Here is an 18865-nt window from a genome sequence, read left to right on the forward strand (position 1 = left end):
GTCCGCCGTCGGCCGGTGCTCCGTGGTGTCTCGCGGCACCGGCCGGCGACTACGCGAGGGCTATTCGACCGATAGTGATCATCTCTTTCGTACGACGACGAAGTCCGCGAGTGCCGTGAACTGCTCCCGCACCCGGTCGGGCATGTCGACGGCGTCGAGGGCTTCGATGGCGATGGTGTGCTGACGGCGGGCCTCGTCGGCGGTCCACTCGCGGCCGCCCGCCTCCTCGATGAGGGCGGCGCGGGCCGCGAACTCCTCCTCGGAGAAGTTCTCGAAGTCGCTGCTCTTGGCGTCGGCGGCGAGGAGTTCGCCGAGCCGCTCGGAGGCGGATCCGCCCGCCGCGAGCGCGGCGACGACCGGCAGCGACTTCTTGCGCTGGCGCAGGTCGCTCCAGGTCTGCTTGCCGGTGGAGACCGGGTCGCCCCAGATGCCGAGGAGGTCGTCGACGGCCTGGAAGGCGAGGCCCAGGTGGTAGCCGTACTTCTCCAGCGTGTCGGCGGTGCGGTCGTCGGCGCCGCCGAGGACGGCACCGATGGAGCTGGCGCAGGCGAGCAGGGCGCCGGTCTTGTTGCCCTCCATCTCCAGGCACTCCTCGACGGTGACGCGGTCACGGTGCTCGTAGGAAATGTCCTGGGCCTGACCGTCGATCAGGGCACGGGTGGCGGTGGTGAGACGGCGGGTGGCGCGGCCGGCCTCGACGGTGCCGAGTTCGAGCAGCACCTCGTTGGCGAGGGCGAACAGGGCGTCGCCGACCAGGATGGCCTGGGCGGGGCCGTGCACCTTCCAGACCGTGTCGCGGTGGCGGCGCTGTTCGTCGCCGTCCATCAGGTCGTCGTGGAGGAGGGAGAAGTTGTGGACGAGTTCCACGGCGACGGCGCCGGGGATGCCGGTCTCGGGGGCGGCTGACATGACTTCGGCGGACAGCACCGCCAGGGCGGGGCGCACGGCCTTGCCGCCGTCCCCCACCGCGGGCCGGCCCTGGGCGTCGATCCATCCGAAGTGGTAGGCGGCAACAGTGTCCATGGGAGGTGCCAGGCGGTCGATGGCCGCCCGCAGTACCGGAGTGGCCAGGGTCCGGCCGCGCTCCAGGAGCGCGGTCACGTCCACCGCCTCGGCAGTCTTCGAGGCCGGGGGCACAGTGGGCACAGTCTCTCCTCTTGTTGCGGTACCGGGGGTGCGGGGGCCGTCTGCCGCGCTCCGTCCGAGCGTCACGCCGCCTCCTCGAACTCGAAGAGGTGGCGAGGGCGGGGCCGGCCCAGGGCGCCCAGCACGGCGTCCGCCGCGCTCACACCACTGCGGACCGCACTCTCCATGGTCGCGGGCCACCCGGTGGCGGTCCACGCTCCGGCCAGGTACAGGCCGGATGCCTTGGTGCGGGCGCCGGGCCTGAGGCGCCCGACGCCGGGGGTGGGAGCGAACGTCGCGGTGCGCTCCCGGGTGACGAAGAAGTCCTTCACTTCGGCGCCGCGGGTCAGCGGCAGCAACCGCTCCAGCTCGGGCAGGTACCGCTCGCGCAGCACGGCCACGGGCTCGTCGATCTCGTCCTGGGCCACCGACTGGGACAGGGCGAGGTACTGCCCCTCGCGCAGCCCGGACGCCTCGGTCCGGTCGAAGACCCATTGCACCGGGGTGCCCAGGGCGGCGAAGAACGGCCGGCCGAGCACCTTGCGGTCGTACACCACATGGACGTTGAGGATGGGCGCGGTGCCGATCTCCAGGAGCCGCTCGGGCGCGTCGAGGGCACCCTCGGGCAGCAGGTCGTGCGCCTCGCGCTGCGGTACGGCGAGCACCACCGCGTCCGCTTCAAGCGTCTCGCCGGGAACCTGGACGCTCCACCCGCCGTTCCCGTCGCGCGCGACGGAGGTGACGCGTGTACGGACCTCGGTGCGGACGCCCGCGGAGTCGAGCGCCTTGCGGGCCAGCCGGTCGTGCAGGTCGCCGAGCGGGACACTCGCCCAGCCGATGTCGGCCGCGCCCGGGTCGGAGAGCAGACCGGTCTTGAACACCATCGCGGCGAGCCCCAGGGACGCGTCGCCCGCGACCGCGTTGAGGGTGGCGACCCCGACCAGGTCCCACAGGGCTTCGATGGCGCGCTCCGACTGGCCGTGCGCGGCCAGCCAGCTGCCGAAGTCCTGGGCGTCCAGGGCCGGATCGGCGAGGTCGAGCCCCTTGAGCGCGAGCGCGGCCCGGCCCACCTTGGCGCGGTCGGCGAGCGACAGGTGCGGATAGGTGGCGAGGCTGCGGCCCAGGTGCAGGGGCACGGGCAGCGCGTCGCGCCGCAGCCTGCCGAGGCGCCGCCCCGCGGGCCGCGCGACGTCCAGGACGGGCACGTCGAGCCGGTCCTGGAGCGGAGCCAGCGCCGCGCCCTCGATGCGGTCGAGGAACCAGCGGTAGGCGGTGCAGCAGCGCAGGTACACGTGCTGTCCGTTGTCGACGGTCAGCTCGCCGCGCTGGAAGGAGAAGGCCAGGCCACCGAGCCTCGGCCTGCCCTCCAGCAGGGTGACGCGCACGCCGGCGTCGGCGAGCGCGAGCGCCGTGGTGACGCCGGCGAGGCCGCCGCCCACCACGACGGTGTGCCGCCCGTCCGCGACCGGTCCCCGGGATCCCGTGCCGTGGGTCATCGTGCGCCCTCCCCTGCGCGGCGGCCGTCCAGCTCGAACGGTGCGCGACCGACCGTCTCCGTGGGGGACGCCGTCCCACGCCGGAGGGTTGCCCACCGCTTGTCTCCGACGGTTTGGGCGAGTGGGGCGTCGTGCTCACGCTCGGCCGCCGGAGTCACGCGTGTGGGACCGCCTGACCCGGTGCCGACGACCGCGACGCGCCTGCGGCGACAGGCCAGGGAGAACGCCGGTCCGATCTCGTGGCGGGCCTGCGGGACGTCGTCGCCACGTTCGGCCGCCGGGGCGACGCGGGCGGGACCGCCCGGCCCGGCGCCGGAAACCGGGGCGCTCCCCCGCCGGCGCACCGAGGAGGACAGTGCCTCGGCCTCGTAGCGGGCCTGCGGGACGTCGTGGCGGCGCTCGGCTGACGGGGTCACGCGTGTGGGACCGCCTGACCCGGTGCCGACGACCGCGACGCGCCTGCGGCGACAGGCCAGGGAGGACACCTGCTCGGTCTGGTGGCGGGCGTGAGCCCGGGCGCCGGGGGCATTCCCCTGGACCGGTTCGTTCGTCACGCGCGCCTCCTGACGGCTCGTCGGGTCACATGGCGGGCGTCGAGGCCGGACAGACCGCGCACGGCGACGTAGGCCTTCTCCCGGCCGGGCAGGGAGACGCGGCCGCGCAGCACGGCCTCGGGGTCGCGCTCGATGCGGTCGAGGAGGCGTCGGTAGATGCCGGCCATGGCGGCGACGCACGCGCCGCTGCGCCGGTCGAGCATGGGGAGCAGCCGGTACCCCTCGGCGAAAAGAGCGCGGGCCCGACGCACTTCGAAGTGCACGAGGCCCGCGAAGTCGGAGCCCTCCGGTGGCCGCGGCCCGCCGAAGCCGGCCGAGCAGCCGAACTTGGCGAGGTCGTCGGCGGGCAGATAGGTCCGTCCGCCGACGGCGTCCTCGCGGACGTCTCTGAGGATGTTGGTGAGCTGAAGCGCCAGCCCGAGCGTGTCCGCGTACTCCGGCGCGCGCTCGACACCGCGTGCCCCCGGTTCCGTGCCGAACACACCGAGCGAGAGCCGCCCGATGGCCCCCGCCACACAGCGGCAGTAGACCTTCAGGTCGTCCCAGGTCTCGTACGTCTCGCCGCGTACGTCCATCAGGACGCCGTCGATGAGCTCGTCCAGGCCGCCGAGCGGGATCGGGAAGTGCCCGGCGGCGTGCGTGAGGGCGACGGCGACCGGGTCGATGTCGTCGTCCGCCACGCCTCCCTCGCGGATCCGGCTGAGCAGCGTCCGGGTCTCCTCCAGCCTGGCCACCTTGACGTCGTCGGCGAGCGCGCCGTCGCCGATGTCGTCGACCCGCCGCGAGAACGCGTACAGCGCCGACATCGCACGGCGCTGGGGCGTCGGCAGCAGCCGGATGCCGTAGGCGAAGTTACGGGCCTGCCGCCCGGTGACGGCCTCGCAGTAGCTGTAGGCGGCGAGTACCGGCGGGGATGCGTGTGGTTCCGACTCCACGGTCCGGATCACCCCTCTCCTCGCAGAGTCACGCCCACCTCACGCAGCAACTGGACCTTGCCGGGCTTGGGCGGGCCGGGAAGTACGTCGTAATCAGCGGCGGCGATGGCGCGGACGGCCGCCCTTCCCCCCGCCACGAACCCTGCGAGCAGCAGCTTCAACCTGCCGTGGACGCTACCCACCAGGGGGGCGCCTTCATTCAGGAGATCCAGGGCCCTTTGCGCTTCGTACGCAATCAGCGCACGGACCGACGCTCCGGCGGATTCCGCGGCAAGGTCCGCCTCCTGGACGTGAAAGCGTTTCATGTCGGCGGCGGGCAGGTAAACGCGGTCGCGGCCGAGATCCTCGGCCACGTCCTGGAGGTGCTCGACGATCTGGAGGGCCGTGCAGATCATGTCGGAGCGGCGGATCCGCTCGGGCGTCGAGGTGCCGGTGACGGCGAGCACGAGACGGCCAACCGGGTTGGCGGAGAGCTCGCAGTAGGCGAGGAGGTCGTCGTAGGTCTCGTACCGGCCGACCAACTGGTCCTGGCGGTTGGCGGCGATCAGGCCGAGGAACGGCCCGGGTGTCAGGGAGCGGCGGCGGACGGTCGGCTGGAGGCGGCGCAGCAGGGGATGACGCGGGGTCGAGTCGAAAACCCTGTGCAGGTCGGCCTCGAAGGCGTCCAGCAGCACCAGCCGGTCCTCGGCCTCCTGCGGGGACACGCCGAGCAGCCGGGCGTCGGCGCCGCCGGGGGTCAGGTCGCCGTCGCCGATGTCGTCGACGAGACGGGCGAAGCCGTAGACGGCCATGAGGTCGGTGCGCCAGGCCCGGGGCAAGAAGAAGGGGGCCACGGGGAAGTTCTCACCCGCGGCCTTGTCGAGCGTGCCGCGCTCCGGATCGAGGGCGCGCGCCGTGCCGGTTCCCGTCACCGCCGGCTGCCCGGCTCGAGGACGGCACGTGCTGCGTGGAGCTGGGGAGTTTCCGTAGCCATTGCCGTCACATCTCCCGTTCTACACTGCCGACCCAATACATACTATTTCGGACACGCCGCCCAGCCGTCCGCACGGTGGACCGACGAGCGGTGTCGCGCATTATTGCCCTGATTGCCGTGTTTCGGGACCGGTACAGCTTACGTTGTACAACGCATCACGGTTCGTCAGGGTGTCCTGCACATCACGAGAACACACCGATTGGCCCCAAGATTCCTGAGATGGGCCGGAGTTGACGTTTCCTTTGCAGACGCGGGGCCCCGCCGGAACAGTGCCGTCGGGGCCCTGGCCGAACCGGGCTACTTTCCGGTGAACTTCTCGTACTCCTTGAGCACCTCGTCGGTCGGGCCGTCCATCCGCAGCTCACCGCGTTCCAGCCACAGGACGCGGTTGCAGGTGTCGCGGATCGACTTGTTGTTGTGACTGACGAGAAACACGGTGCCGGCTTCCTTGCGCAGCTCCCGGATGCGGTCCTCGGAGCGCTTCTGGAACTTGCGGTCGCCGGTGGCCAGGGCCTCGTCGATCATCAGGACGTCGTGGTCCTTGGCGGCGGCGATGGAGAAGCGGAGACGGGCCGCCATGCCGGAGGAGTAGGTGCGCATGGGCAGGGTGATGAAGTCGCCCTTCTCGTTGATTCCGGAGAAGTCGACGATGTCCTGGTAGCGCTCCTTGATCTCCTCCCGGGACATGCCCATGGCCAGCCCGCCCAATATGACGTTCCGTTCGCCGGTGAGGTCGTTCATCAGGGCCGCGTTGACGCCGAGCAGCGAGGGCTGGCCGTCGGTGTAGACCTTGCCCTGCTCGGCGGGGAGCAGACCGGCGATGGCGCGCAGCAGGGTCGACTTGCCCGAGCCGTTGGAGCCGATCAGGCCGATGGCCTCGCCCCGGTACGCCACGAAGGAGACGCCCCGTACGGCGTGCACCTTGCGCACGCCCCGCGCCGCGTCGTCGGAGCCCCGCTTCAGGATGCGGCTGAGGGCGGCGGTGGCGCTGCCCTTGCCGGTCTTGGCGCCGTTGACGCGGTAGACGATGTGCAGGTCGTCCGCGACGACGGTGGGGATCCGTTCGTCCTGCGTCTGCTCAGCCACGGCCGTACCTCTCCTCCGCCTTCCAGAAGTACACGAAGCCGCCCAGGGCGAAGAGCACCGCCCAGCCGCCCGCGGCCGCCCACACGTGGTCGGGGAGGTACTCGGAGCCGTAGTCGTTCATGAGGGCGAAGCGCATCAGGTCCATGTAGATCGCGGCCGGGTTCCACTGGAGGACGTTCGCGATCCAGTCCGGCTTGTCCTCGAGGAAGATCGGGATGGAGAACATCACGCCGGAGGCGTACATCCACGTCCGCATCACGAACGGCATCAGCTGCGCGAGGTCCGGGGTCTTGGCGCCCGCCCGGGCCATGATCAGCGCGAGGCCGGTGTTGAAGCAGAACTGGAGGGCGAGCACCGGCACGATCAGCAGCCAGGACAGGTCCGGGTAGTGGCCGAAGCCGACCGCGATGGCGAACAGCACGATCATCGAGAACAGCAGCTGCTGGAGCTGCTGGAGCGCGAAGGAGATCGGCAGGGAGGCGCGCGGGAAGTGCAGGGCGCGGACCAGGCCGAGGTTGCCGGAGATCGCGCGCACGCCCGCCATCACCGAGCTCTGCGTGAAGGTGAACACGAAGACGCCCGTGACCAGGAACGGGATGTACACCTCGCGGGACATGCCCCGGTCGGCCTCCAGGAGCAGGCCGAAGATGAAGAAGTACACGGCCGCGTTCAGCAGCGGTGTGGCCACCTGCCACAGCTGGCCGAGCTTGGCCTGGCTGTACTGGGCGGTCAGCTTCGCCTGGGAGAAGGCGATGATGAAGTGCCGCCGTCCCCAGAGCTGACGGACGTACTCGATGAGGGACGGCCGGGCGCCGCTCACGCTCAGCCCGTACTTGGCGGCGAGCTCCCTCGCCGTGAGTCCCTCGTCGGGCGCCGCGGGCGCGCTCACCGCGACCGTGGCGTCGTGCGTTGTCTCACTCACTAGTGGAAACTTTCGTCTTCGAGATGCGCGGCCTGTCCGGGCCGGTATGAGCCGGGGGCCAGGGTACGGCCCGAGAGCTCCCGGATACTTCCGGATACGAGCTTGTCAGATGACGGGGGGCCGGCCCAGTCGGGTCAGCCGCCACACCGTACGCCACTTCATGGGGCGGCGGCGTCCGCACGGGCTGGTCCAGCCCTCGCGGAATCCGCCGAACCAGGCCCGCAGGGCGGAGCGGGAGGGACGGCGTACGAGGGTGAGCAGCAGCCACACGCCGAGGTAGACGGGGACGAGGGGTGCGGGGAGGTTGCGGCGGGCGAGCCAGACGCGGTTGCGGGCGACCATGCGGTGGTAGACCGCGTGCCGCGAGGGTGCGGTCGTCGGGTGGTACAGCACCATGTCGGACCGGTAGTCGATCATCCAGCCCGCGTCGAGGGCCCGCCATGCCAGGTCGGTTTCCTCGTGGGCGTAGAAGAATTCGTCCGGGAGTCCACCGACGTCGGCGAAGACCCGGGTGCGGACGGCGTTGGCGCCGCCGAGGAAGGTGGTGACCCGGGAGGAGCGCATCGGGTCGGCGGCGCGCAGCCGGGGGACGTGGCGGCGCTGGGTGACGCCGGTGTCCGGGTCGGCTATGCGGAAGCTGATGATGCCGAGCTTCGGGTCGGCCTCGAAGGCCTTCCGGCACAGCTCGGCGGTGTCGTGACCGGCCAGCAGGCCGTCGTCGTCGAGGAACAGCAGGATGTCGGCGTCCCGGCCGGCCGGGCCGAAGGCCTCGATGCCGACGTTGCGCCCGCCGGGTATGCCGAGGTTCTCGGGCAGCTCGATCGTGCGGACGCCCTCGGGGACGTCCGGGACGGGCGAGCCGTTGCCGACGACGACCACCTCGACCGGGTCGCCGTCCTGCTTGGCGACCGAGTCGAGCAGGGCGCGCAGCTCGTCGGGGCGGTTGCCCATGGTGATGATGACGGCGCCGACCTTCATGCCGCTCACTTCAGCCTGCTCGAAGCGAGGATGGAGACCAGGTGCAGCAGGGTCTGGACCAGCGCGATGCCGGCCAGCACGGCGACGCCGAGCCGGGAGAAGAACAGGTCGCCGCGGGCCTGGTCGACGATCGCCAGGACCAGGATCAGCAGCGACGCCTCGATGCCGAGGATCAGGCGGTGGAACTTGAACGCGGCGGCGGCCCTGCGGGCCAGCGCCATGCCGGAGGAGCGCATCTCGGACGCGGTCTCCTGGACCGGCGGCTTTCCGGTCTGGTGCCGGGCGACGCCGACGAGGTCGGTCTCGGCCTTGATCAGGATGGCGCCGAGGGCGGCCAGGGTGCCGAGGAAGGCCCACAGCCAGTCGATCCGGCCGGTGCCCCACAGGTCGGCGGCGCGCAGGCCGAAGCCGACGAGCACGGCGGCGTCGGTGAGGTAGGCGCCGACGCGGTCCAGGTAGACGCCGTTGAGCGAGTACTGCTTCTTCCAGCGCGCGATCTCGCCGTCGACGCAGTCCAGCAGCAGGTACATCTGGACGCACACCACGCCGAGGACGGCGCCCGCGATCCCCGGCACGAGCAGTGCCGGGGCCGCGAGCACACCGAAGACGGTCATCAGGTACGTGAGCTGGTTGGGCGTGACCCGGGTGTTCACCAGGTAACGGTCGACCCGCAGGGACACCTCACGCATGTAGAGGCGTCCCATCCAGTGCTCACCGCTGCGCCGGTCCTTCACCCCCGCGGGGTGAACGACGGGGCGTAGTTCAGCTACCGATGGCCTTGACATAGTCGGCGTAGGTGTCCTTGATCTGTTCGGTGTTCAGGTCGAGGTGTTCGAGGATGGTGTAGCGGCCGGGCCGGGTCTCCGGGGCGAACTCGACGGCCTTGACGAACTCGTCCGTCGTGAAGCCGATCTCGTCCGGCAGCACGGGCAGCCCGTGCCGGCGCAGCACCCCGGCCATGTAGGCCGACTCCTCGTGCGCCCCGCGCAGCCACATCGCGAAGGCCGCGCCGAGACCGCACTGCTCGCCGTGGGCGGCGGCCCGCTTCGGATAGAGCAGGTCGAAGGCGTGGTTGATCTCGTGGCACGCCCCGGAGGACGGCCGCGAGTCACCGGACACCGACATCGCGATGCCGCTGAGGACCAGCGCCTCGGCGAGCACCTGGAGGAAGTCGTTGTCCCCGATGCCGCCCGGGTGCCGCAGTACGGCCTCGCCGGCCTGGCGGGCCATGGCCGCGGCGAGTCCGTCGATCCGCTCGCCCTTGACGCGGTTGGCCAGCTCCCAGTCGGCGATCGCCGAGATGTTGGAGACGGCGTCGCCGATGCCGGCGCGGACGAAGCGGACCGGGGCCTCGCGGATGACGTCCAGGTCGATGACGACCGCGATCGGGTTCGGCACGCCGTAGGAGCCGCGGCCGGCGTCGTTGTCGAGGGTGGCGACCGGCGAGCACAGGCCGTCGTGCGCCAGGTTCGTGGGCACGGCGACCAGGGGCAGGCCGACCCGGGCCGCGGCGAACTTCGCGCAGTCGATGATCTTGCCGCCGCCGAGGCCGACGACCGCGTCGTAATGGCCGGCCTTTATGTCGCCGGCCAGCCGGACCGCGTCGTCGAGGGTGCCCCCGCCGACCTCGTACCAGGTGGCGCCGGGCATGCCGGGCGAGATGCGCTCGCGCAGCTTGGCGCCGGAGCCGCCGCTGACCGCGACGGCGAGGCGGCCGGAGTGCGAGATGCGCTCGTCGGCGAGGACGCACGCCAGGTCGTCGAGGGCACCCGGGCGGATGTCCACGACCAGCGGCGAGGGGATGAGCCGGGTCAGTACTGGCATGCGATCTCCCGTCCACGGGCGAGATCGTCGTGGTTGTCGATCTCCACCCACTTGACGTCGCCGATCGGCGCCACGTCGATCCGGAAGCCGCGGTTCACCAGCTCCTGGTAGCCGTGCTCGTAGAACTGCTGCGGGTCGGTCTCCCACACGGTCTTCAGCGCGTCAGCCAGTTCGGCGGCCGCGTCGCCCTCGATGAGGGTGACGCCGATGTACTCGCCGGTGGCCTCGGCGGGGTCCATCAGCTTGGTGATCTTCGTCATGCCCTTGGCGGGGTCGACGACGACCTTCATCTCCTCGTCGGCCAGGTCCTTCACGGTGTCCAGCGCGAGGATGATCTTCTTGCCGTCGCCGCGGGCGGCGAGCAGCGTCTTCTCGACGGAGACCGGGTGGACGGTGTCGCCGTTGGCGAGGATCACACCGTCCTTGAGGGCGTCACGCCCGCACCACAGGGAGTAGGCGTTGTTCCACTCCTCGGCCTTGTCGTTGTCGATGAGGGTGAGCTTGAGGCCGTACTTCGCCTCCAGCGCCTCCTTGCGCGCGTACACGGCCTCCTTGCGGTAGCCGACGATGATCGCGGCCTCGGTGAGGCCGACCTCGGCGAAGTTGGCGAGGGTCAGGTCGAGAACCGTGGGTTCGCCCTCTATGCCCGCGGGCCCCACCGGCACCAGCGCCTTGGGAAGGCTGTCGGTGTAGGGGCGCAGACGCCGTCCGGCGCCGGCCGCCAGCACGAGGCCGATCATGCGGGTTCTCCTTCATCGTGTACGGCGGGCGCCCCTGCGGACACCCAGAAGCGGATGCTCTCGACGAGCACCACCAGGGCCACGGCCACGGCGAGAACCGTGAGCGCGACCGTGAACTGCGAGGCGGTGAGCAGCGCGGCGAGGACGGTGACCAGCAGCGTCCGTCCTTCGTGCCCCCCGATGGAACGCACCAGCCAGGCCGGGGGCGCTCCGGCGTTGCCGCGGATGCGGTACACCGTGTCGTAGTGATGGTAGGCGACCGCGGCCACCAGCCCGAAAGCCGCAGGAAGGGCTCCGTTCACGTCCGCCCGGGCCGCCAGGACCAGGACGGTGCCGTATTCCGCGGCGCGGAGGAACGGGGGGACCAGCCAGTCGAGGGCGCCCTTGAGGGGGCGGGCGACGGCCAGACCCGAGGTGAGGGCGTAGGCGAGGGCGGCGACGATCGGCCAGGGTCCGCCGAAGCCGGTCAGCGCGGCCGTGAGGACCACGGCGAGACCGCCGAGGAGGGCGACGGCGGGGGTCGCGAAGCCCGGCAGCCTGCGCGCGGGCTTCTTGAGGGCCTCCGCGACGCCCTGGGCGAGCGGGCCGCTGTCCGCGAGGTCGGCGAGCGCCCCGGCCGCCCGGTCGGTCCGCCGGGCCTTGCGGGTCAGGGACCGCAGCACCCGGCCCGCCGTCGTGTAGGTCGCCGCGAAGGCGCAGCCGATGAGCAGCGCGTAGAAGGTGATACGGGGAGTCGTCACCGCCGTGAGGACCGCGATCATCGCCCAGCGCTCGCCGATCGGCAGGACGATCATGCGGCGCACCCAGACCGTCCAGCCGACGCTGTCGAGCTTGTCGGAGAGGGCGGCGGTGGGGCTGGTGTTGGCGGTGGCGTCGTGGTTGGCCTCGTTGAAGGAGAAGTCCACGACGTGCCGGCAGGTCTGGAGGACCATGGCGCCGAGGGCGAGGGCCCAGACGTCGTCTCCGCCGCGGGCGGCACCGAGGGCGAGTCCGGCGTAGTAGGCGTACTCCTTGGCCCGGTCGAAGGTGGCGTCGAGCCAGGCGCCGAGCGTGGAGTACTGGAGGGAGTAGCGGGCGAGCTGGCCGTCGGTGCAGTCCAGCACGAAGGACGCGATCAGCAGGACGCCGGCCGCGACGAAGCCGCCGCGGGTGCCGGTGGCCGCGCAGGCCGCCGCTATGAGGGCGGTGACGAGCGAGGCGGTGGTGACCTGGTTGGGGGTCAGGCCGCGGCGGGCGCACCAGCGGGCGATGTAGCGGGAGTACGGGCTGATGCAGTAGGTGGTGAAGAAGCCGTCGCGGGACTTCACGGCGGACTTCAGGCGTACGGCCTCGTCGTCGACGTCCGCCACCGCCTGCCGTGCCTCGTTGCGGGCCTGCGGGTCGGCGGGGACGGTGGCGACGAGGCTGCCCAGTTCGGGGCGGTGCACGTCGGCGCCGTCGGCGTCGAGGGCGGTGAGGATGCGGTCGGCGAGGCTGTCGACGAGGGTGGTGCCGCCGCCCGCGGAGTTCTCGCGGGCCATCGCCCGGGTCAGGGCCTGGCGGCCGGCCGGCTGGGCCGTGACGGCGCCCGGGATCGCGGCGAGCGGGAAGCGGGGGTCGGTCAGACCGAGGCGCAGCGCGTGCACATGCCCTACGAACCGGGCGTCGACCAGGGCGACCCTCTCCTCGCCCGGCACCCCGGCGAGCAGGGTCTCCGCCTCGGCGGCGTCGGCCGCCATCCGCACGTCGAAGCCGAGGGACCGCAGATCGCCCTCGATCGACGATCCGGGGACCGGCTGACCGGTGAGGATGGCGGTCGACAACCGAATTCACTCCCTGGGGACCGACGCGTCCGCGCCAGTGCTGTACATGGTGGGGGCGCCCGCACCGGAAGCTCCCGGGCGGCATGTCGGCAGAGGCTATCGGATGCCGGGAGGGCCACGTTCACCGCCTGTTCGGCAGATCGATCTACGTGGTTCGCACAAGCCCTTGCCGCGATCATCATCGTGGATCCGGGGCTTGCCCCACAAACCGCGCCCCCCAGATCGGACATCGGGGACATCGCGCCGGGTCCGGCCGTGGCCGCATAGGGTGGACGACCATGACTTGGCTGATCACCGGCGGGGCCGGCTACATCGGGGCCCACGTGGCCAGGGCCATGAACGAGGCCGGGGAGCGCGTCCTCGCCCTGGACGACCTGTCGTTCGGCGTGCCCGCTCGGCTCCCGGCGGACGTACCGCTCGTCGAGGGCTCCTCGCTCGACGGTGACCTGCTGAAGCGGGTGTTCGCCGAGCACGGCGTGACGGGTGTGGTGCATCTCGCGGCGCGCAAGCAGGTCGCCGAGTCGGTCGCGCGGCCGACGCGGTACTACCAGGAGAACGTGGGCGGTCTGGTGACCCTCCTGGACGCTGTCGCCGAAGCCGGGATCGAGCGCTTCGTGTTCTCGTCGTCGGCCGCGGTGTACGGCGACCCGGGGGTGGACCTCATCACGGAGGACACGCCCTGTGCGCCGGTCAACCCGTACGGCGAGACCAAGCTCGCCGGGGAGTGGCTGGTGCGGGCGGCGGGCCGCGCGCACGGGATCTCCACCGTATGCCTGCGCTATTTCAACGTGGCGGGCGCCGCCGCGCCGGAACTGGCCGACACGGGTGTCTTCAACATCGTCCCGATGGTCTTCGACCGGCTGACGCGCGACGAGGCGCCCAGGATCTTCGGTGACGACTATCCGACCCCGGACGGCACCTGCGTCCGTGACTACATTCACGTCGCCGATCTGGCCGAGGCGCATCTCGCGGCGGCGCGGCGGCTCGCCGGCGGGGACGTCACGGGCGATCTGACGGTCAACATCGGCCGGGGCGAGGGCGTCTCGGTGCGTGAACTCATCACGGTCATCGGCGAGGTCACCGGCGACCGGCGGCCACCGCTCGTCGAGGGCCGCCGCCCCGGGGACGCGCCGCGGGCGGTCGCCTCGGCGGCCCGGGCGGCCGGGGAACTCGGGTGGACCGCGCGGCGCGGGGTGCGCGAGATGGCCGAGTCGGCGTGGCGGGGCTGGCTCCTGCACCACGGCTCCTGAGCGCGGCTCGCGACCCGCTGAGGGCGCCCTGACCTGCGCATCGTTTCCGCAGGTCAGGGCACATGACAACGGTGTTCAGTGCCGCGTTGCACATACCCCCTCCCCGTAGTTCACTGGGGTGCCGAGCGCGATCAGAGGGGTACTCGGGCGGACACGGGAGGATGGCTTTCATGGGGGCTGGGCACGATCACGGGCACGCGCACGGCGCGCCGGCCGGCGGTACGGCGACCTCGGCGTACCGCGGCAGGCTGCGGGTCGCGCTGGCGATCACGATCGGCATCGTGGTGGTCCAGATCGTCGGCGGGGTGCTCGCCGACTCGCTCGCGCTCGTCGCGGACTCGGCGCACATGGCGACGGACGCGCTGGGCCTGGGCATGGCGCTGCTGGCGATCCGCTTCGCGCTCCGCCCGCCCAGCGACCAGGCGACCTTCGGATACGCCCGCGCCGAGATACTCGCCGCCCTGGCCAACTGTCTGCTGCTGCTCGGGGTCGGCGGGTACGTGGTGTACGAGTCGGTCCAGCGCTTCGTCACCCCGGCGGACACCGAGGGCCACCTCGCTGTCGTGTTCGGTGCCATCGGCCTGGTCGCGAACATGGTGTCGCTGGCGCTGCTGATGCGGGGCCAGAAGGAGAGCCTGAACGTGCGCGGCGCGTTCCTGGAGGTGGCGGCGGACGCCCTGGGTTCGGTCACCGTGATCGTCTCGGCCCTGGTGATCATGTTCACCGGCTGGCAGGCCGCCGACCCGATCGCCTCGCTCGTCATCGCGCTGATGATCGTGCCGCGCACGGTGAAGCTGCTGCGCGAGACCCTGAACGTCCTGCTGGAGGCGGCACCCAAGGGCGTCGACATGGCGGAGGTGCGGGCCCACATCCTGGCGACCGACGGGGTGGAGGACGTCCACGACCTGCACGCCTGGACGATCACCTCCGGCATGCCGGTGCTGTCGGCGCACGTGGTCGTCAGCTCGGAGGTGCTGAGCGCGATAGGCCACGAGAAGATGCTCCACGAGCTCCAGGACTGCCTCGGCGGCCACTTCGACGTGGAGCACTGCACCTTCCAGCTGGAGCCGAGCGGGCACCGGGAGCACGAGGCGCACCTCTGTCACTGACGCGCCCCCTGCTGAGGCGTGTGGGGCTGATGGCGCTCGTGGGGCGCATTCGGTCTTGAGTGCGCCGGGGTACGCAGCACTCCGGCGCACGCCCGCGCCCTGGCTCTCACCGCACCGGCGGAGACGATTTTCGGCCCACCGGGCCGGGCACGCTCACCTACTGGGTCCCTGTTCCCGGGCCGAGTGGCGCCGTCCGCGCTCCGCGCCGCCGCGCGGGACATGCGGGCGCGGCGCGAAGTGCCGGGAGTGCCGGATTCGTACGGCAGACTTGGGGCGCGAAGACCGATGTGAAGGATGGGTATGCCGATCACACCTGCCACCGCGACGCACAGCCCGTCGAACGGCACCGCAGACGCGATTTTGCTGGAACTGGTCGACGAGGACGGCGTGACGATCGGCACCGCGGAGAAGCTCACCGCCCACCAGCCGCCCGGGCAGCTGCACCGCGCGTTCTCCGTGTTCCTCTTCGACGAGTACGGCCGGCTGCTGCTCCAGCAGCGGGCGCTGGGCAAGTACCACTCCCCCGGTGTGTGGTCGAACACCTGCTGCGGCCACCCCTACCCGGGTGAGGCGCCCTTCGCGGCGGCGGCGCGGCGGACCTTCGAGGAGCTCGGCGCCTCCCCCTCCCTGCTGGCCGAGGCGGGCACGGTCCGCTACAACCACCCGGACCCGGAGTCCGGCCTGGTGGAGCAGGAGTACAACCACCTCTTCGTCGGCATGCTGCAGGCCGTGCTGCGGCCGGATCCGGAAGAGGTGGCGTCGACGGCGTTCGTGACCCCGCCCGAGCTGGCGGAGCGGCACGCCAAGGACACCTTCTCGTCCTGGTTCATGACCGTCCTGGACGCGGCCCGGCCGGCGATCAGGGAGCTGACGGGCACGTCGGCCGGATGGTGACGACGGCCCTGACGGCACCCCTCTAGAGGTAGCGCGCGGGTTTGAGCGGCAGGGTGGCCCAGATCACCTTGCCGCCGCTCGGGGTGTAGTCGACCTCGCACACCCCGCCCGCCTCCCGGGTGATCTCGCGCACCAGCAGCAGTCCGCGGCCGCCGGTCCGGCCGTGATCGGTCTCCAGTGCGGTCGGCCGGTACGGGTGGCTGTCCTCCACGGACACGCGCAGCCACTCGGCGCCGACGGCCAGCTCGACGGCGATGGTCGGCGAGAGCACCGCCGCGTGCTTCACGGCGTTCGTCACCAGCTCCGAGACGATCAGCAGCAGCCCCTGGGCCAGGTCGTCCGAGACGGGCACCCCCTGACGCAGCAGCAGGTCCCGTACGGCGTGCCGCGCCTGCGGCACCGAGGCGTCGACCGCTGGTGCGGTGAACCGCCAGACCCCTTCGTACGGCAGCGGATCCTCGGGCCCCTGGCCGAGGGGCGCCGCGCCGCCCTCTGGGCGTGGACCGAACCCACGCCCGTCGTTGTCCATCGTCCGGTCGCCACCCTCGCGCTCGATTGTCGCCACACCCCGAGTGTTGGTAACGAGGCGCTCCCTACCCCGGAGCTGACCAGAAGTCAGCAAGTATCGAGCACTTCTGACCGTTGGCGTATGACACGGTCAGTTGTGGGACTGGTCCTGTCCCTGTTGTGCCGTCTCGGCGAACTATTCGGGTTGTACGGGTTTGGCATCCGGATAGCATCCGGCCCATGGAGCCGCAGCTGCTGTACAGCGTGACCGACTCGGTCGCGACGGTCGTCATCCGCCATCCCGAGAAGCGCAACGCCATGACGGCCGCCATGTGGCGCTCCCTGCCGCCGTTGCTGGAGGGGCTCGCGGGCGATCCGGCCGTGCGGGCGCTGGTGCTCACCGGCGAGGGCGGGACGTTCTGCGCCGGGGCCGACATCTCGACGCTGCGGGGCTCGCCGGAGGAGGCGCAGCGGCTGGCCGTGGAGGCGGAGGAGGCGCTCGCCGCGTTCCCGAAGCCGACGCTGGCGGCGGTGCGCGGGCACTGTGTGGGCGGTGGGGCGCAGCTGGCGGCGGCCTGTGATCTGCGGTTCGCCGAGGAGGGGTCGCTGTTCGGCGTGACGCCCGCGAAGCTCGGCATCGTCTATCCGGCGTCCTCGACCCGGCGGCTGGTCTCCGTGGTCGGGCCCGCCACCGCCAAGTACCTCCTGTTCTCCGGCGAACTGATCGACGCGGAGCGTGCGCTGCGCACCGGGCTGGCCGACGAGGTGCTGCCCGAGGGGGAACTGGGCAAGCGCGTCGCCGAGTTCACCCGGGTCCTGGTGTCCCGTTCGCAGCTGACGCAGGCCGCGGCCAAGGAGTTCGCGAACGGGCGCACGGACCGCGACGTCCACTGGGCCGCACAGGCACGCGAGAGCGGCGACACCGCCGAGGGCGTCGCCGCGTTCCTGGAGCGCAGGCAGCCGCGGTTCGGCTGGAGTGTGCCTACGTCAGGATGACGTCCGCGTGCGACCGGAGCAGTTCGACGATGTGCGTGGGCGCCTTCTCGGGTGATCCGGCGTCGTAGGGCGGCTGCGGGTCGTACTCGGTGGCGAGCTGGACGATCTGCGCGTGGTCGTCGCCGGCGATCCGGCCGAGCAGGGTCAGGCCCATGTCGATGCCGGAGGAGACGCCGGCGGCGGTGACGTACTTGCCGTCGGTGACGACCCGCTCCCCCGTGGGCTCGGCGCCGTGGCGCTTCAGCTCCTCCAGGGCCAGCCAGTGGGAGGTCGCGCGGCGCCCCTGGAGGAGTCCGGCGGCGGCGAGCAGCAGGGAGCCGGTGCACACGGACGTCGTCCAGGTGCTGGTGGCGTCGGCGGTGCGCAGCCAGGTGAGCAGGGGCCCGTCCGCCGCTAAGGGGAGCGGGCCCGGGCCGCCGGGGACCACGATGATGTCGGGGTTCGGTACGTCGGCCAGGGTCCGTTCGGCGAGGAACGCGAGGTTCCGGGAGTCGTTCCGTACGGGGCCGGTCTCCTCGGCGACGAAGACGGTCTCCGCGTCCGGAAGCCGGCCGAGGGTCTCGTAGGGGCCGATGGCGTCGAGAGCGGTGAAGCCGTCGTAGAGGACAATGGCGATCTGCATGGGTCCCTCTCGTTGGTCGGGCGGGGTTCAGGGGGTCGTCGCGGGGCGGAAGCGGCGGCGGTACTCGGCCGGGGGCGTGCCCAGAGCCTTGACGAAGGCCCGGCGCATGGCCTCGGGGGTGCCGTAGCCGCTGGTGCGGGAGATCTCCCCGATGCCGTCGGCGGTGTCCTCCAGCAGGCGGCGGGCGTGTTCGAGGCGGACCCGGTCCACGTACCGGCCCGGCGTCATACCGGTCTCGGACCGGAAGTCGCGGGCGAAGTGGCGGGGAGACAGGCGGGCGCGGGTGGCGAGGGCCTCGACGGAGAGGTCGGCGTCAGGGCGGTCGGCAATGAAGCGCTGGACCTCCCTCAGTGGCTCGCGGTGTGCGGTCTGGGCGGCGAGCTGGGCGCTGAACTGGGCCTGATTGCCGGGCCGGCGCAGGAACACGACCAGGTGGCGGGCGATGGTGAGGGCGGCGTCCCGGCCCAGATCCTCCTCCACCAGGGCGAGGGCGAGGTCGATGCCGGCGGTGACACCGGCCGACGTGGAGATGTGTCCGTCGCGTACGTAGACGGGGTCGGGGTCGATCTCGACGGCCGGGTGGTCACGGACGAGCTGGTCGCAGTACGCCCAGTGGGTCGTTGCCCGGCGGCCGTCCAGCAGGCCGGCCGCGGCGAGCACGGCCGCGCCGGTGCACACGGAGACCAGCCGGGCGGCCCGCGGCCCGTGCTCGCGTACCCAGTCGACCAGGCGCGGGTCGGGGCGCAGGGAGCCCGTCCCCCCGGGAACCAGGAGGATGTCCGGGTCGGACGCCGTGGTCAGGGACTCGTCGGGTACGAGGGTCAGGCCGCTGGTCGTGCGCACCGGCGCGCCGTCCAGGGACGCCGTGCGGATCCGGTACGCGTCCGGGGAGAGCAGCTCCGCGCCCGCGAAGACCTCCACGGGCCCGGTGACATCGAGGCTCTGCACGCCCTCGAAGAGGACGGCGAGAACGGTGCGCTGGGCCATGCCGTCGATTCTTCGCGGGTCCGGAGTGTGACCGCAATGACGAGTCCCCCACCTTTTCTGCCATG

Annotated in this window: 19 protein-coding genes; 4 read left to right on the forward strand and 15 right to left on the reverse strand. The window is 71.7% G+C overall.

Going from position 1 to position 18865, the window contains the following annotated elements:
* Positions 1-78: 78 nt before the first annotated feature.
* From QC385_RS10645 to QC385_RS10700, 12 genes are all read right to left on the reverse strand, one after another.
* Positions 79-1212 carry a polyprenyl synthetase family protein gene (locus QC385_RS10645; RefSeq protein WP_279541015.1) on the reverse strand — a complete coding sequence of 378 codons (1134 nt, stop codon included), beginning with the start codon at positions 1210-1212 and terminating at the stop codon, positions 79-81.
* Complete coding sequence (gene hpnE, locus QC385_RS10650) at positions 1209-2621, reverse strand: hydroxysqualene dehydroxylase HpnE (RefSeq protein WP_279541016.1); 1413 nt, start codon at positions 2619-2621, stop codon at positions 1209-1211. Before hpnE ends, QC385_RS10645 begins: the two co-directional genes overlap by 4 nt.
* Positions 2618-3175: a DUF6380 family protein gene (locus QC385_RS10655; protein WP_279541017.1), complete on the reverse strand. Its 558-nt coding sequence runs from the start codon at positions 3173-3175 to the stop codon at positions 2618-2620. The genes hpnE and QC385_RS10655 overlap by 4 nt, the downstream gene beginning before the upstream one ends.
* Positions 3172-4122 (reverse strand): presqualene diphosphate synthase HpnD, encoded by a 951-nt coding sequence (hpnD, locus tag QC385_RS10660; protein ID WP_279541018.1) that lies wholly within the window; start codon positions 4120-4122, stop codon positions 3172-3174. The genes QC385_RS10655 and hpnD overlap by 4 nt, the downstream gene beginning before the upstream one ends.
* Complete coding sequence (gene hpnC / locus QC385_RS10665) at positions 4119-5021, reverse strand: squalene synthase HpnC (RefSeq protein ID WP_279541019.1); 903 nt, start codon at positions 5019-5021, stop codon at positions 4119-4121. Before hpnC ends, hpnD begins: the two co-directional genes overlap by 4 nt.
* A 359-nt stretch (positions 5022-5380) precedes the next feature.
* Positions 5381-6169 (reverse strand): ABC transporter ATP-binding protein, encoded by a 789-nt coding sequence (locus QC385_RS10670; RefSeq protein ID WP_279541020.1) that lies wholly within the window; start codon positions 6167-6169, stop codon positions 5381-5383.
* Positions 6162-7091, reverse strand: a complete 930-nt coding sequence (locus QC385_RS10675; protein ID WP_279541021.1) for an ABC transporter permease — start codon at positions 7089-7091, stop codon at positions 6162-6164. Before QC385_RS10675 ends, QC385_RS10670 begins: the two co-directional genes overlap by 8 nt.
* Before the next feature lie 105 nt (positions 7092-7196).
* Positions 7197-8069, reverse strand: a complete 873-nt coding sequence (locus QC385_RS10680; RefSeq protein WP_279541243.1) for a glycosyltransferase family 2 protein — start codon at positions 8067-8069, stop codon at positions 7197-7199.
* Positions 8070-8074: 5 nt separating this feature from the next.
* A complete protein-coding gene (locus QC385_RS10685) occupies positions 8075-8854 on the reverse strand; it encodes a CDP-alcohol phosphatidyltransferase family protein (RefSeq protein ID WP_279541022.1) in 780 nt (259 codons plus the stop codon).
* On the reverse strand, positions 8832-9893 hold the full coding sequence (locus tag QC385_RS10690; protein ID WP_279541023.1) for an iron-containing alcohol dehydrogenase family protein: 1062 nt from the start codon (positions 9891-9893) through the stop codon (positions 8832-8834). The genes QC385_RS10685 and QC385_RS10690 overlap by 23 nt, the downstream gene beginning before the upstream one ends.
* A complete protein-coding gene (locus QC385_RS10695; RefSeq protein ID WP_086854303.1) occupies positions 9881-10633 on the reverse strand; it encodes a phosphocholine cytidylyltransferase family protein in 753 nt (250 codons plus the stop codon). Before QC385_RS10695 ends, QC385_RS10690 begins: the two co-directional genes overlap by 13 nt.
* Entirely contained in the window at positions 10630-12435 is a 1806-nt protein-coding gene (locus tag QC385_RS10700; RefSeq protein ID WP_279541024.1) for a DUF5941 domain-containing protein, read from the reverse strand. The genes QC385_RS10695 and QC385_RS10700 overlap by 4 nt, the downstream gene beginning before the upstream one ends.
* Positions 12436-12713: 278 nt before the next feature.
* Here QC385_RS10700 and galE point away from each other — a divergent pair, with 278 nt between their 5' ends.
* From galE to idi, 3 genes are all read left to right on the forward strand, one after another.
* Positions 12714-13685 (forward strand): UDP-glucose 4-epimerase GalE, encoded by a 972-nt coding sequence (gene galE, locus QC385_RS10705; protein ID WP_279541025.1) that lies wholly within the window; start codon positions 12714-12716, stop codon positions 13683-13685.
* A gap of 170 nt (positions 13686-13855) precedes the next feature.
* Positions 13856-14794, forward strand: coding sequence for a cation diffusion facilitator family transporter (locus QC385_RS10710; protein ID WP_279541026.1), 939 nt, complete (start codon positions 13856-13858; stop codon positions 14792-14794).
* 300 nt (positions 14795-15094) lie between these two features.
* Positions 15095-15688, forward strand: a complete 594-nt coding sequence (gene idi / locus QC385_RS10715) for an isopentenyl-diphosphate Delta-isomerase (protein WP_279541027.1) — start codon at positions 15095-15097, stop codon at positions 15686-15688.
* A gap of 22 nt (positions 15689-15710) precedes the next feature.
* Here idi and QC385_RS10720 read toward each other — a convergent pair whose 3' ends face one another.
* A complete protein-coding gene (locus QC385_RS10720) occupies positions 15711-16217 on the reverse strand; it encodes an ATP-binding protein (protein ID WP_279541244.1) in 507 nt (168 codons plus the stop codon).
* 218 nt (positions 16218-16435) lie between these two features.
* Between QC385_RS10720 and QC385_RS10725 the strand changes: the two genes are divergently transcribed.
* A complete protein-coding gene (locus QC385_RS10725; protein ID WP_279541028.1) occupies positions 16436-17191 on the forward strand; it encodes an enoyl-CoA hydratase/isomerase family protein in 756 nt (251 codons plus the stop codon).
* On the opposite strand, the gene QC385_RS10730 is transcribed toward QC385_RS10725, so the two are convergent.
* Together QC385_RS10730 and QC385_RS10735 are read right to left on the reverse strand one after the other, a co-directional pair.
* Complete coding sequence (locus QC385_RS10730; protein WP_279541029.1) at positions 17178-17813, reverse strand: DJ-1/PfpI family protein; 636 nt, start codon at positions 17811-17813, stop codon at positions 17178-17180. The genes QC385_RS10725 and QC385_RS10730 overlap by 14 nt on opposite strands.
* Positions 17814-17840: 27 nt before the next feature.
* Entirely contained in the window at positions 17841-18800 is a 960-nt protein-coding gene (locus QC385_RS10735) for a GlxA family transcriptional regulator (protein WP_279541030.1), read from the reverse strand.
* Positions 18801-18865 lie beyond the last annotated feature (65 nt).

This window comes from Streptomyces sp. DH10 (assembly GCF_029813805.1).
In the GTDB taxonomy this organism is placed as follows: domain Bacteria; phylum Actinomycetota; class Actinomycetes; order Streptomycetales; family Streptomycetaceae; genus Streptomyces; species Streptomyces coeruleofuscus.

Bases quoted from the DNA above. Each gene is read 5' to 3' on its own strand.
- hpnE (WP_279541016.1), bottom strand. From the start codon at position 2,621: ATGACCCACGGCACGGGATCCCGGGGACCGGTCGCGGACGGGCGGCAC.
- QC385_RS10680 (WP_279541243.1), bottom strand. From the start codon at position 8,069: ATGAAGGTCGGCGCCGTCATCATCACCATGGGCAACCGCCCCGACGAG.
- QC385_RS10685 (WP_279541022.1), bottom strand. From the start codon at position 8,854: ATGTCAAGGCCATCGGTAGCTGAACTACGCCCCGTCGTTCACCCCGCG.
- QC385_RS10690 (WP_279541023.1), bottom strand. From the start codon at position 9,893: ATGCCAGTACTGACCCGGCTCATCCCCTCGCCGCTGGTCGTGGACATC.
- QC385_RS10695 (WP_086854303.1), bottom strand. From the start codon at position 10,633: ATGATCGGCCTCGTGCTGGCGGCCGGCGCCGGACGGCGTCTGCGCCCC.
- galE (WP_279541025.1), top strand. From the start codon at position 12,714: ATGACTTGGCTGATCACCGGCGGGGCCGGCTACATCGGGGCCCACGTG.
- QC385_RS10710 (WP_279541026.1), top strand. From the start codon at position 13,856: ATGGGGGCTGGGCACGATCACGGGCACGCGCACGGCGCGCCGGCCGGC.
- idi (WP_279541027.1), top strand. From the start codon at position 15,095: ATGCCGATCACACCTGCCACCGCGACGCACAGCCCGTCGAACGGCACC.
- QC385_RS10720 (WP_279541244.1), bottom strand. From the start codon at position 16,217: ATGGACAACGACGGGCGTGGGTTCGGTCCACGCCCAGAGGGCGGCGCG.
- QC385_RS10725 (WP_279541028.1), top strand. From the start codon at position 16,436: ATGGAGCCGCAGCTGCTGTACAGCGTGACCGACTCGGTCGCGACGGTC.
- QC385_RS10730 (WP_279541029.1), bottom strand. From the start codon at position 17,813: ATGCAGATCGCCATTGTCCTCTACGACGGCTTCACCGCTCTCGACGCC.
- QC385_RS10735 (WP_279541030.1), bottom strand. From the start codon at position 18,800: ATGGCCCAGCGCACCGTTCTCGCCGTCCTCTTCGAGGGCGTGCAGAGC.